General features: G+C 71.6%; 10 protein-coding genes. 7 read left to right on the top strand and 3 right to left on the bottom strand.

Translation table 11 applies throughout. The features are described from left to right. Positions 1–147: 147 nt before the first annotated feature. The 3 genes from ABC766_RS31445 to cysN are packed head-to-tail and all read left to right on the top strand — an operon-like array spanning position 148 to position 3,337. Complete coding sequence (locus ABC766_RS31445) at positions 148–972, top strand: phosphoadenylyl-sulfate reductase (RefSeq protein WP_345820358.1); 825 nt, start codon at positions 148–150, stop codon at positions 970–972. Then, entirely contained in the window at positions 969–1,931 is a 963-nt protein-coding gene (gene cysD, locus ABC766_RS31440) for a sulfate adenylyltransferase subunit CysD (RefSeq protein WP_342140916.1), read from the top strand. The genes ABC766_RS31445 and cysD overlap by 4 nt, the downstream gene beginning before the upstream one ends. Continuing rightward, positions 1,931–3,337, top strand: coding sequence for a sulfate adenylyltransferase subunit CysN (cysN, locus tag ABC766_RS31435; RefSeq protein ID WP_345820356.1), 1,407 nt, complete (start codon positions 1,931–1,933; stop codon positions 3,335–3,337). Before cysD ends, cysN begins: the two co-directional genes overlap by 1 nt. A gap of 239 nt (positions 3,338–3,576) precedes the next feature. Here the strand turns inward: cysN and ABC766_RS31430 are convergent, their stop codons facing one another. Beyond that, positions 3,577–4,617, bottom strand: a complete 1,041-nt coding sequence (locus ABC766_RS31430) for a fumarylacetoacetate hydrolase family protein (protein ID WP_345820355.1) — start codon at positions 4,615–4,617, stop codon at positions 3,577–3,579. 108 nt (positions 4,618–4,725) lie between these two features. Continuing rightward, positions 4,726–5,751: an LLM class flavin-dependent oxidoreductase gene (locus ABC766_RS31425; RefSeq protein WP_345820354.1), complete on the bottom strand. Its 1,026-nt coding sequence runs from the start codon at positions 5,749–5,751 to the stop codon at positions 4,726–4,728. Between the two features lie 202 nt (positions 5,752–5,953). Between ABC766_RS31425 and ABC766_RS31420 the strand changes: the two genes are divergently transcribed. The 3 genes from ABC766_RS31420 to ABC766_RS31410 all read left to right on the top strand — a co-directional run bounded on the left by ABC766_RS31420 (position 5,954) and on the right by ABC766_RS31410 (position 9,186). After that, the gene (locus ABC766_RS31420; protein WP_345820352.1) at positions 5,954–7,156 is read left to right on the top strand and encodes a pyridoxal phosphate-dependent aminotransferase; all 1,203 of its coding nucleotides are present in this window, start codon (positions 5,954–5,956) and stop codon (positions 7,154–7,156) included. Between the two features lie 578 nt (positions 7,157–7,734). Next, positions 7,735–8,118, top strand: coding sequence for a hypothetical protein (locus ABC766_RS31415; protein ID WP_043386864.1), 384 nt, complete (start codon positions 7,735–7,737; stop codon positions 8,116–8,118). A gap of 114 nt (positions 8,119–8,232) precedes the next feature. Next, on the top strand, positions 8,233–9,186 hold the full coding sequence (locus tag ABC766_RS31410; protein ID WP_345820350.1) for a DMT family transporter: 954 nt from the start codon (positions 8,233–8,235) through the stop codon (positions 9,184–9,186). Between the two features lie 30 nt (positions 9,187–9,216). Here the strand turns inward: ABC766_RS31410 and ABC766_RS31405 are convergent, their stop codons facing one another. Continuing rightward, positions 9,217–9,486: a hypothetical protein gene (locus ABC766_RS31405; protein ID WP_043346930.1), complete on the bottom strand. Its 270-nt coding sequence runs from the start codon at positions 9,484–9,486 to the stop codon at positions 9,217–9,219. A 333-nt stretch (positions 9,487–9,819) separates the two neighbouring features. Here ABC766_RS31405 and ileS point away from each other — a divergent pair, with 333 nt between their 5' ends. Next, on the top strand, positions 9,820–12,786 hold the full coding sequence (gene ileS / locus ABC766_RS31400; protein ID WP_345820349.1) for an isoleucine--tRNA ligase: 2,967 nt from the start codon (positions 9,820–9,822) through the stop codon (positions 12,784–12,786). Positions 12,787–12,870 lie beyond the last annotated feature (84 nt).

The following is a 12,870-nucleotide window of genomic DNA, read 5'->3' as shown; positions in this document are numbered from 1 at the left end:
GCACGCCGAACCGCCGGCCCGACACCGTCAAGCGCGCCGGGGCGCCTTGACTTCGTTCGGTATAGCGAACATTTCCGCCCTTCGACAACAGGCATGGCGCAGGCCGTGGCCTTTCCACCCACCACGCGAACCCCGGGACATGGCGCGATGACCCGTCCGGACCGACAGACGGCCGAAGCCCTCGCGGAGCGGCTGTCCGGGCTCGACCTTCCAGGCCGCCTCCACCTGATCGCCGCCGAGATCCCCGGCCGCCTCGTCTTCACGACGAGCCTGGGCGTCGAGGATCAGGCGCTCACCCACGCCCTGGCCATGGCGGGCCTGGCGAAGGGGCGCGTCGAGATCGTCACCCTCGATACCGGCCGCCTCTTCGCCGAGACCTACGACACCTGGACCGAGACCGAAGCGGCCTACGGCATCCGGATCGCCGCCTATGCGCCCGAGCGCGCGGCCGCGGAGGCGTTCGTTCGGAACGAAGGCATCAACGGCTTCCGGCGCTCGGTGGCCGCCCGGCAGGCCTGCTGCGGCTTCCGCAAGGTCGAGCCGCTGGGCCGGGCGCTCGAAGGCGCGAGCGGCTGGCTCACGGGCCTGCGGGCGGGCCAGTCCGCCAACCGCGCCGAGACGCCGCTGGCCGAGTTCGACCCCGCCCGCGGCCTGATCAAGCTGAACCCCCTGGCCGATTGGTCCCGGGCGCAGGTCGACAGCTTCGTGCGCGAGAACTTCGTTCCCTACAACGTCCTGCACGACCGGGGCTTCCCGTCGATCGGCTGCGCCCCCTGCACCCGGGCCGTGAAGCTCGGCGAGCCCGAGCGCGCCGGCCGCTGGTGGTGGGAGCAGGAGGAGAAGAAGGAATGCGGCCTGCATGTCGGACGCCCCGGGGCGTCGGTGCAGCCCGGCCAGGAGGCCGCCGTTTTCGAGACTCCTTTAAAGACCAACCAAGATCATTCAGCCCGTCAGCCGGAGTTCGCCCGATGAGCGCCGCCCTCGCCGCCACCGTGCCGCCGAGCGCCCCTGCGCCCGCACAGACCTCTGCCGACCGCCTCAGCCACCTCAAGCGGCTGGAGGCCGAGGCCATCCACATCTTCCGGGAGACGGTCGCCGAGACCGAGAACCCGGTGATGCTCTACTCGATCGGCAAGGATTCCTCGGTGCTGCTGCACCTCGCCCTCAAGGCCTTCGCGCCCGGGCGGCTGCCGTTCCCGCTGCTCCACGTCGACACCACGTGGAAGTTCCGCGAGATGATCGCCTTCCGCGACGCCCGCGCCAAGGAACTCGGCCTCGACCTCCTGATCCACACGAACCCGGACGGGCTCGCCCGCGGCATCGGACCGGTGAGCCACGGCTCCGAGGTCCACACCGACGTGATGAAGACGCAGGCCCTGCGGCAGGCCCTCGACAAGCACAAGTTCGATGCGGCCTTCGGCGGCGCCCGCCGCGACGAGGAGGCGAGCCGCGCCAAGGAGCGGATCATCTCCCTGCGCACCGCGCAGCACCGATGGGACCCGAAGCGCCAGCGCGCCGAGCCTTGGCACCTCTACAATCTCAAGAAGAAGCGGGGCGAATCCCTGCGGGTCTTCCCGCTGTCGAACTGGACCGAGCTCGACATCTGGCTCTACATCGAGCAGGAAAACATTCCGATCGTGCCGCTCTACTTCGCCAAGGAGCGGCCCGTGGTGGAGCGCGACGGGCAGCTGATCATGGTCGACGACGACCGGCTGCCGCTGGCGCCCGGCGAGACCCCGCAGCAGCGGCTCGTCCGCTTCCGCACGCTCGGCTGCTACCCGCTCACCGGCGCGGTGGAGAGCGACGCCGCGACGCTCCCCGAGATCATCGGCGAGACGCTCGCCGCCCGCACCTCGGAGCGCCAGGGCCGGGTGATCGACAAGGACGGGGCCGGCGCCATGGAGCGCAAGAAGCAGGAGGGCTATTTCTGATGACGGTGCACCAGGCTCCCACGGCCTTCGCCGATCGCGCCTCCGGCTACGCGGCCTTCCTCACGGCCCACCGCAGCAAGGCGGTGCTGCGCTTCATCGCCTGCGGCTCGGTGGATGACGGCAAGTCGACCCTGATCGGGCGGCTCCTGCACGACACCAAGCAGATCTTCGACGACCAGATCTCGGCCCTCCAGCGCGATTCGCGCAAGCACGGGACGCAGGGGCAGGAGGTGGATCTCGCCCTGCTGGTGGACGGCCTCCAGGCCGAGCGCGAGCAGGGCATCACCATCGACGTCGCCTACCGGTTCTTCTCCACCGACAAGCGCTCGTTCATCGTGGCCGACACGCCCGGCCACGAGCAGTACACCCGCAACATGGCCACCGGCGCCTCGACGGCGGACGTGGCGGTGATCCTGGTCGATGCCCGCCAGGGCCTGACCCGCCAGACCCGGCGCCACGCGCTGCTGGTCTCGAATCTCGGGATCCGCCGGGTCGTGCTGGCGGTGAACAAGATGGATCTCGCCGGCTGGGCGCAGGGCACCTTCGACGGCATCGTCGCGGGCTTCTCCGACTTCGCCCGGGATCTGAACTTCGCCGAGGTCAAGGCGATCCCGCTCTCGGCCAAGAACGGCGACAACGTCGTAGAGCCGGGTATCGCGGCGCCCTGGTACACGGGCGGCCCCCTGCTCGCCTACCTGGAGACCGTGCCGGTCCGCGCCGAGGCGCTGAACGCGCCGTTCCGCATGGCGGTGCAGTGGGTCAACCGGCCCAATTCCGAGTTCCGCGGCTACAGCGGCCGGATCGCCAGCGGCCGGGTGCGCCCGGGCGATTCCGTGACGGTCCAGCCCTCCGGCCGGACCTCGACCGTGGCGCGGATCTACACCGCCGACGGCGACCTGCCCGAGGCCGGCGAGGACGAGTCGGTCACCCTGGTGCTGGCCGACCAGATCGACGCCTCCCGCGGTCAGGTGATCGTGGCCACCGACGCACCGATGCGGGTCACCGAGACCCTCGACGCCCGCCTGTTCTGGGCGGCCGAGACCGATCTCAGCCCGGGTGCCAGCCTGTTCGCCAAGATCGGCACCGCCACGGTCACCGCGACCGTGGAGCGGATCATCTCGCGCATCGATCCCGAGACCGGCAGGCCCGGCCCGGCCGAGCGCCTGTCGGCCAACGACATCGCCGACGTGTCCCTGCGCCTCGACCGGGCGGTGGCGGTCGACGCCTACGCGGAGAACCGCGAGACCGGCAGCCTGATCCTGATCGACCGCGAGACCACCGACACGGCGGCGCTCGGGCTGGTCCTGGCGCCGAAGGTGGCGCCCGCGCAGGCGGCGACGCCCGGCGTGAAGCCGGCGGACGGGGGCGGCTTCCTCGCCCGTCTCGGTCGCCTGTTCGGGCGCTGAGGACGGCCGGGCGCGCGACTGGTTTCAGGATCGGGCGCGGGTCCCCTCTTCCGTGCGGGAGAGGGACAGGGTGAGGGATCAGGTCTGTCCGGAGACGGATCGACCTGACTGCGCGGCAAGGGCGTGCTTGATCCTGCGGCGTCTCGTCCCTCACCCCAACCCTCTCCCGCACGGGAGAGGGGGCCGGTCGCGCGCCGCGCCCGTGAAGGCGCAGCGGACCGCGCCGTCGCGCAACGCGATCAGACCAGCTTGAACCGCAGCGCCCCGAGCCCTTCCAGCTCCGAGACCACCTCGTCGCCGGGCTTCAGCCACGCCCGGTCCTTGCGCGGAGTCTTCTCGCCGAAGATCACCCCCTGCGGCGTGCCCGTGTAGAAGATGTCTCCCGGCTTGATCGTCATCACCTTGGACGCGAAGCTGATCAGCTGGCGGCAGTTGAAGATCATGTCGTTGGTGCTCCAGTCCTGGCGCACCTGGCCGTTGACCAGCGTCTTGAGCTTGAGGTTGTTCGGGTCCTTCACCCGGTCGGCGGTCACCAGGTAGGGGCCGAGCGGCGCGAACCCGTCCGAGGTCTTGCCGATCATGAATTGCGAAGTCAGCGTCTGGAGATCCCGGGCGCTGAAATCGTTGCCCGTGCAGTAGCCGGCGAGATAGTCGAGGGCGTCCGCCTCGGACACGTTCCGGCACTCGCGGCCGAACACCATCACCAGCTCGGTCTCGTAGTCGAATTCCCGCGCCGCCTGGGTCGGCAGCGTGATCGTGCCGCCGTGGTGGTTCAGGGCGTTGTTGTACTTGTTGAACAGCGGCGGGTCCTTGGGGATCGGTGTGCCGGTCTCCTCCGCGTGGCGGCGGTAGTTGAAGCCCATCATGATGATCTTCTCGGGCCGCGTGACCACCGGCGCGTAGGCGATGCCGGATTCCGCCAGCATGAAGCGCCCGTCGGGGGCGGCCTCGACCGCGTCGATCAGCGCCCGCAGCGCCGGGCCGCGCCCGTTCTGGAGGAGGTCGTCCATGTCGGCGGGGGCCGGCATCCCGAGCGCCCGGCCGGCGGCTTCGACGTCGAGCACGCCGTCCCTGGTCTTCACGCCCAGGGCGTAGCCGTCGCCGCGGCGCATGTTGAGCAGGATCATGTCCCGAGGCATGCCGAAGGGCGGCGGCGCCGCCGGCGCGGTGTTGGGCGCGGTCTTCGGAGCCGCCGTGCGCTCCTCGGCGGCCCGGGCCGGCGCCGCGGCGGCGGCGAGGCCCGCGGCCGTGGCGGTCAGGAATTCGCGTCGGTTGCCCATGCTGCCTCTCCTCCGGTCGGCCCGTCTGGTCGCGGGCGTGATCCGGGCGGGAGCCTGCACGGCCGGCGGCGGCGCCGCCAGGACCCCGCGGCGGGGGCCGGTGACGGCTCAGGCCGCCTGTGAGGCGGCGCCGAGCCCCCAGGCCTGCGCCAGCAGCGCATAGGATTCGTGCCGGGCGGCCTGGTCGGGGATCGCCGTGACGATCATCAGCTCGTCGGCCTGCGTGCGCTGGACCATGTCGGCGAGCCGGGCCCGCAGGGTCTCGGGGCCGCCCACGTGCAGGCGGTCGCGGCCGCGCGCGATCTGCATCCGCTCGGCGTCGGAATACGGGTAGGCCAGCGCCTCGGCGAGGCTCGGCAGCGGCCGGTACTCGCCCCGCTCCCGCCGCAGCGTCGCCAGCCGCGCGCTGGAGGCCAGCCGCTCGGCCTCCGCATCCGTGGGGGCGCAGATCGCCGCCACCGCCAGGATCGCGTGGGGCTTCGCGCCGAGCCGCGTCGGCTGGAACCGGTTCCGGTAATCCAGCATCGGCGGCTCCGCGGGCATCGCGGAGAAGTGCTGCGCGAAGCCGAAGCCGCAGCCGATCTCGGCGGCGAGGCGAGCGCTGTAATCGGAGGAGCCGAGCAGGAAGATCGGCGGCAGCGGCACCCCCGCGGGGCTCGCCTCGATCCGCGCGAACGGATGCCCCTCCGGGAAGCCGCCGTCCCAGAACAGGAGCTCCTGCAGGCGGTCGAGGAAATCGTCCCCGCCGCCCTCCCCCGGCGCCTCCCGGCGGCGCAGCGCCCGGGCGGTGAGGCCGTCGGTGCCGGGCGCGCGCCCGAGACCCAGATCGATCCGGCCCGGGAACAGCGCCTCCAGCACCCGGAAGCGCTCGGCCACCATCAGCGGCGCGTGGTTCGGCAGCATGATCCCGCCCGAGCCGACCCGGAGGTCGCGGGTCGCGGCGGCGATCTGGCCGATCATGATCTCGGGGGCGGGGCTCGCCACGTTGGGCAGGGCGTGGTGCTCGGCGAGCCAGTAGCGCCGGTAGCCGAGGCCGTCGACGTGGCGGGCGAGCGCCAGGGTGTCGTGCAGGGCCTGCGCCGGGGTCGAATCGGCGCCGACGAAGGAGAGGTCGAGGACGGAGAGCGGAGTCATGGACAGGATCTGGTAACGACGATCCCGCAAAGCGAGAGCGGCCGCGCAGGCGAGACCTGCGCCGCGCGCCCGGCGCGAGATCCGGCTTCGTGCCGCGCACCGCCTTGCCGGCTCAGCGTCCCGGGCCTAGGGTCCGCCGCGCCGCAAAAAAGGGGCGGCGAACGGGCATTCCTCGCCCACGCAATCCGGAGCACCGCACGCCATGGCTCTCCTCGCCGACGTCCTCTCGCGGGTGAAGCCGTCCGCGACCATCGTGATGACCCAGAAGGCCCGGGACCTGAAGGCCTCCGGCGTCGACGTCATCAGCCTGTCGGTGGGCGAGCCCGACTTCGACACGCCCGAGCACATCAAGCAGGCCGCCATCGCGGCGATCCACCGGAACGAGACCCGCTACCCGCCGGTCTCCGGCATCGTGCCCCTGCGCGAGGCGATCGTGCGCAAGTTCAAGCGCGAGAACGGGCTCGACTACAAGGTCTCGCAGACCATCGTGGGCACGGGCGGCAAGCAGGTGCTGTACAACGCCTTCCTCGCCACCCTGAACCCCGGCGACGAGGTGGTGATCCCCCGCCCCTACTGGGTGTCCTACCCGGAGATGGTCGGCCTGTGCGGCGGCACGCCGGTCTTCGCCGACACCGACATGGCCAACGGCTTCAAGCTCCAGCCCGAGGAGCTCGACCGGGTCCTGACGCCGAAGACCAAGTGGATCGTCCTCAACTCGCCCTCGAACCCGTCCGGGGCCGCTTATTCCCGCGCCGAGATGAAGGCGCTGACCGACGTGCTGCTCCGCTATCCGGACGTGCACATCCTCACCGACGACATCTACGAGCACCTGACCTACGGCGATTTCGAATTCGTCACCCCGGCCCAGGTCGAGCCGGAGCTCGTCGAGCGGACGCTGACCATGAACGGCGTCTCGAAGGGCTACGCCATGACCGGCTGGCGCATCGGTTACGCGGCCGGGCCGGAGACGCTCATCAAGGCGATGGATTTCGTCCAGGGCCAGCAGACCTCCGGCGCCAGCACGATCGCGCAATGGGCCGCGGTCGCCGCCCTCGACGGCCCTCAGGATCACCTCGCCACGTTCCGGGCGGCCTTCCAGGGCCGGCGCGACCTCGTCGTGTCGATGCTCAACCAGACCAACGGCCTGACCTGCCCGACACCCGAGGGCGCGTTCTACGTCTACCCGTCCTGCGCGGCGCTGATCGGCAAGAAGACGGAGGCCGGCAAGATCATCGAGACCGACGAGGACTTCGTCATGGAGCTGCTCCAGGCCGAGGGCGTGGCCGCGGTGCATGGCTCGGCCTTCGGGCTCGGCCCGAACCTGCGCATATCCTACGCGACGTCGAACGCGGTGCTGGAGGAGGCCTGCCGGCGCATCCAGCGCTTCTGCGGCTCGCTGCGGTAGGGACCTCCGGGCGATCCTTCCCGGTCGCGGACCCCAGTCCGCGCTCGGCGTGACGGGGCTCGCGCCCGCGCTCTTGCCCGTGCTCTCGGGGGCGCCCTCCGGTCGGCCGCGGGGCCCGCTGATACGCTTCGCCGCGGCCGCGGCGGCGCACGGATCGCCGCGCGGGCCACCGAAACGGTCCCGCCTCTGTTGCCGGCTCGGCTGTCACCCTCTACACGGGCTGTCCCCAGCGGCCGATGCGCCTGAAGGTTTCGCGAGCCCGCTCGGGCCTGCATGGCAGCGGGGTCGGCAGTGACGGGGCGGTCCGGACCAGTTCTCTGGACCGTTCCTGTGAGGCTCAGTGGGCCGAGTCGCTGCAGGAGTGTCGGGAGCGCGGGGAACAGGAACCGCGGGTTCGGCGCAAGGCCCACAAGATTCCCCGTCGACCGAGCGCCGGAGCCGTCCCGACGCCGCGATCTGACCCGTTCCGGGACAGGGCCGAACGCGACGGTTGCGGCTTCGTTCACGCTCCCGCGCGATGATGCGTCCGGGCCGGGGATCCGGTTCCGCGTAACCGCGTTCTCTCGGGCCTGACGACCATGCGAGCCCTGCTCACCAGCGGCATCAAGGCGATCCTCGGCATCGCCGCGCTCTCCACCGCCGCCCACTGGACCTTGCGCGTGCAGCGCGAGTCCGCCGCGCCCGCCACCGCGACGGCGCGCCCGGCCGAACCGACCGTGACCGGCTCCATCGAGCCGCGCCGGGTCGAGCGGGCCGCCGCGCTGGTCCCCGCCTCGGTGCCGGCCCCTGCGGCGGCGGTTCCGGTGGCGGCCGCGCGCGCCGCTCCGGGGCTCGACCAGTCGCATCTGGCCGCCCTGATCGCCGGCGCCACGCCGCCCAAGCCGAAGCTCGCCAAGACCGCGACCAAGACGGCCTCCGCCGAGAAGACGGCCTCCGCCGAGAAGGCCGCGGTGAAGCGCTGAGCTCCGCCCCGGCCCGGGCGATCGTGCGGGCTGCATGGTTCCCCTGCGCGGCGGCGGATACCGGCGAAGCGCCGGGCGTGGCAGTGAACCGGCCTCTACCGAGATGGGTCAGGCATGAGCACGCAGGTCGCGACCTCCGTCCCCGATGACATCGGCGCGCCGCGCGCCGCTCCGGAGGTCGACCTCGCCGGCCGCCGACGGATCATCGGCATCGCGCTGATGTGCGGGGCCGTCGCCTTCTTCGCCAGCCTCGATGCCTGCGGCAAGACCCTGGCGCGGGCCGGCGTCGACCCGCTGGTCACCACCTTCATGCGCTACGCGGCCAGCGTCGCCATGATCTCCCTGTTCATCAACCCGGTGCGCACGCCGGGCGTGGTGAAGAGCCGGCGGCTGCCGTTGCAGATCGTCCGCTCGCTGCTGCTCTTCGCCTCCACGGCCCTGAACTTCCTGGCCCTGCGCTACCTGCAACTCGCCGAGACGATCTCGATCCAGTTCGCCGCGCCGCTCACCGTGGCGCTGCTCGCCGGGCCGCTGCTCGGCGAGTGGTCGTCGCGAGCGCGGCTCATGGCGATCGGCGTCGGCTTCCTGGGGGTGCTGGTGATCGTGCGCCCGGGCGTGGGCGGGATGCATCCGGCCGCGCTGCTGTGCGTCGCCAACGTCGTGGTCTACGCCTTCTACGCGATCATCACGCGCAAGCTCGCGGCCTACGATTCGACCGCCACGACCATGTTCTACACGGGGCTCGCGGGCCTCGCGCTGATGGCCCCGCTCCTGCCCTGGATCTGGACGAGCCCGGCGAGCCTGACCCACTGGGCCCTGCTGTTCGGGGTCGCGCTGTTCGGGACGCTGGGCCACTGGCTGCTGGTGATGGCCCATGCCCGGGCCCCGGCCAACGTGCTGGCACCGTTCATCTACACGCAGCTGCTCTGGTCGGTGACGCTGGGCTTCCTGCTGTTCGGCGACGTTCCGAGCCGCTGGACCGTGGCGGGCGCCATGATCGTCGTCGGCTCGGGCCTGTATCTCCTGGCGCAGGAGACGATCCGCCGGGACACGCGTCCGGCCGCCTGAGGCGGCCGGACGGTCCGGTGACGGATCGGGTCAGCGGCCCATGCGCTCCTGGCGCTCCATCCGCTCCTCGCGGCGGTTCTCGCGCGCACGCCGGGCCGGATCCGGATCGGTGCCGAGCACGCCGCCGACCGTGCCGGTGGCTGCGCCCACCGCGCCACCGACGACCCCGCCCACAGGACCGGCCGCAGCCGCGCCATCCTCGGCGCCCCGCTGGGCGCCGCGGGCCGTGCCCTGGGCCTGCGCGGCGCCGGCAAAGGCGAGGGGCGCGAGGGCGAGGGTCGTGATCAGTAGCTTCTTCATGGGTCTGCTCCGGTCATACGGTCTGGGAGTCTCCGCGCCGCCTCGGGGCGCGGAGGATGTGCCTGTTCAACGGTTCAGGCGCCGATTGGTCCCATCCGCGGTCACGGGCGCGTGATCCGCGCTGCCGCTGGCCTCGGGCCGGAGCGGCTGATAGAGAACGGGTCATGCACGCTTCGCGCGCCCTGCGCGGCTTCGGCCGCCCGATCCGAATTACCGGCCCGGCCTCCGCCTGAGGGCCCGCTTCGGCGCGGCCGCGCGGAGGTCCGGGATCCTCCTGCCGCCTGACCCGATTCCGCCGGCCTTTCGCCGGCCCGACCGCCGATGCGAGATCCGATGACGACCCCCGAGACCGCGCCCGCCCGCGACTATTCCAAGACCCTGTTCCTGCCGCAGACCGAGTTCCCGATGCGCGCCGGCCTGCCGGTGCGCGAGCCGCTGTTCATCGAGCGCTGGAAGCGGATGGACCTCTTCGGGAAGCTGCGCGCCGGCGGCCAGGGCCGGCCGAAATTCGTGCTCCACGACGGCCCGCCCTACGCCAACGGCAACATCCACATCGGCACGGCGCTCAACAAGATCCTCAAGGACGTGGTGGTCCGTTCGCAGACCGCCCTCGGCTTCGACGCCAACTACGTCCCGGGCTGGGACTGCCACGGCCTGCCGATCGAGTGGAAGATCGAGGAGCAGTACCGCGCCAAGGGCCGCAACAAGGACGACGTGCCGGTGATCGAGTTCCGGCAGGAATGCCGGACCTTCGCGGCCCACTGGCTCGACGTGCAGCGCGAGGAGTTCAAGCGGCTCGGCGTCACCGGCGACTGGGACCATCCCTACGCGACCATGGCCTACCCGGCCGAGGCGGTCATCGCCGACGAGCTGATGAAGTTCTCGATGAGCGGCCAGCTCTATCGCGGTTCGAAGCCCGTGATGTGGTCGGTGGTCGAGAAGACCGCGCTCGCCGAGGCGGAGGTCGAGTACGAGGAGCACGTCAGCGACACGATTTTTTGTGCTTTTCCGATCCGGTCCGGCGCCGAGGGTGATCTCACGCAGGCCCGGGTGGTGATCTGGACGACCACGCCCTGGACGATCCCGGGCAACCGCGCGGTCGCCTACTCCAAGAAGATCGCCTACGGCCTCTACCGGGTCACCGAGGCGCCGGCCGACAACTGGGCGACCCCCGGCCAGACCTATGTCCTCGCCGACAGCCTGGCCGCGACCGTGTTCAAGGCCGCCCGCGTCGAGGCGTTCGCGCGCGTCGGCGACGTGAGCCCGGCGATGCTCGCCGCCCTCACCCTGGACCATCCCCTGGCCCAGCGCGGCTACGGCTTCGCGGTGCCGATGCTCGACGGCGACCATGTCACGGACGAGTCCGGCACGGGCTTCGTCCACACGGCGCCGAGCCACGGCCGCGAGGATTTCGAGCTCTGGATGGCGAGCGGCCGGTCGCTGCGCGAGCGCGGCATCGACACGACCATCCCCTACACGGTGGATGCGGACGGCGTGCTCACCGAGGCGGCCCCGGGCTTCACCGGGACCCGCGTGCTCACCGCCAAGGGCGAGAAGGGCGACGCCAACAAGGCGGTCATCGCCGCGCTGACCGAGGCCGGGGCGCTGATCGCCCGCGGGGTGCTGCGCCACCAATACCCGCATTCCTGGCGCTCCAAGAAGCCGGTGATCTTCCGCAACACGCCGCAATGGTTCATCGCCATGGACCGGCCGGTGGATTCCCTCGGCGACCGGACGCTCCGCGAGGTGGCCCTTCAGGGTATCGACGACACCCAGTGGGTGCCGGCCCAGGGGAAGAACCGCATCACCGGCATGGTCGCCAACCGGCCGGACTGGGTGGTCTCGCGCCAGCGCGCCTGGGGCGTGCCGATCACCGTGTTCGTCCACCGGGAGACGGCCGAGATCCTGAAGGACGAGCGCGTCAACGCCCGCATCCGCGACGCCTTCGCGGCCGAGGGCGCCGACGCGTGGTTCCAGGACGACGCCGCCCAGCGCTTCCTGGCGCCGGACCACGACCCGGCCGCCTACGACAAGGTCACCGACGTCCTCGACGTCTGGTTCGATTCGGGCTCGACCCACGCCTTCGTGCTGGACGATCCCGAGGCCTTCCCGGGCCTCGCGGGCGTCACGCGCATCCGCGACGGCGGGCGGGACCGGGTCATGTACCTGGAGGGCTCCGACCAGCACCGCGGCTGGTTCCAGTCCTCGCTGCTCGAATCCGCCGGCACCCGCGGCCGGGCCCCCTACGACATCGTCCTGACCCACGGCTTCGTGCTCGACGGCAAGGGCCTGAAGATGTCGAAGTCGAAGGGCAACGTCGTCGCGCCGCAGAGCGTCATCAAGGATTCGGGGGCCGACATCCTGCGCCTGTGGGTCGCCGCCTCCGACTACACCGACGACCTGCGCATCGGACCGGAGATCATCAAGACCTTCGCGGAGACCTACCGGAAGCTGCGCAACTCCCTGCGGTGGATGCTGGGCTCGCTGGCCCACCGGGTTCAGGGCGACGACGTGGCCTACGCGGACATGCCGGAGCTGGAGCGGCTGATCCTGCACCGGCTCGCCGAGCTCGACGGCGAGATCCGCGAGGCCTACGCGGCCTTCGACACCAAGCGGGTGGTGGCGCTGCTCAACGGCTTCATGACCGGCGACCTGTCGTCCTTCTACTTCGATGTCCGCAAGGATGCCCTGTACTGCGATCCGATCTCCTCAGTCCGCCGCCGGGCGGCGCTGCAGGTGATCGACGAGGCCTTCCGGCGGGTGGCGATCTGGCTCGCCCCGGTGCTCGCCTTCACGGCCGAGGAGGCGTGGCTCGACCGCTACCCGTCCGAGGACGGATCGGTGCATCTCCAGACGCTGCCGGAGACCCCGGCCTCTTGGCTCGACGCCGGCCTCGCGGAGCGCTGGCACAAGATCCGGCGGGTGCGGCGGGTCGTGACCGGCGCCCTGGAGATCGAGCGCGCGGCCAAGCGCATCGGCGCGAGCCTGGAGGCGGCCCCGCACGTCTACGTGGCGGATCCCGAGTTGCTCGCCGCGCTGGAGGGTTGCGACTTCGCCGACACCTGCATCACCTCGGACATCACCGTGGTGGCGGGCGAGGGGCCGGCCGACGCCTTCCGGCTCGACGAGGTGCGCGGCGTCGCCGTGGTGCCGAGCCCGGCCGAGGGGCGCAAATGTGCCCGCTCCTGGCGGGTGAGCCCCAGCGTTGGCAGCGATCCGAACTATCCGGACGTGACCCCCCGCGACGCCCGGGCCCTGCGCGAGTGGGACGCGGCGCATCCGGAGGCGAGCGCGGCGTGAAGAGGCGCGCGACGGTGCTCTCCCTCTCCTCCCTGCGGGGGAGAGTGGCCCTCGCGTCCGCGAGGGTCGGCAGAGAGGAGCCCG

This window comes from Methylobacterium fujisawaense, from assembly GCF_039619325.1.
Lineage (GTDB): Bacteria > Pseudomonadota > Alphaproteobacteria > Rhizobiales > Beijerinckiaceae > Methylobacterium > Methylobacterium fujisawaense.
Note: the sequence above shows the minus strand (reverse complement) of the source record. Positions and strands in the feature narration are given on the sequence as shown.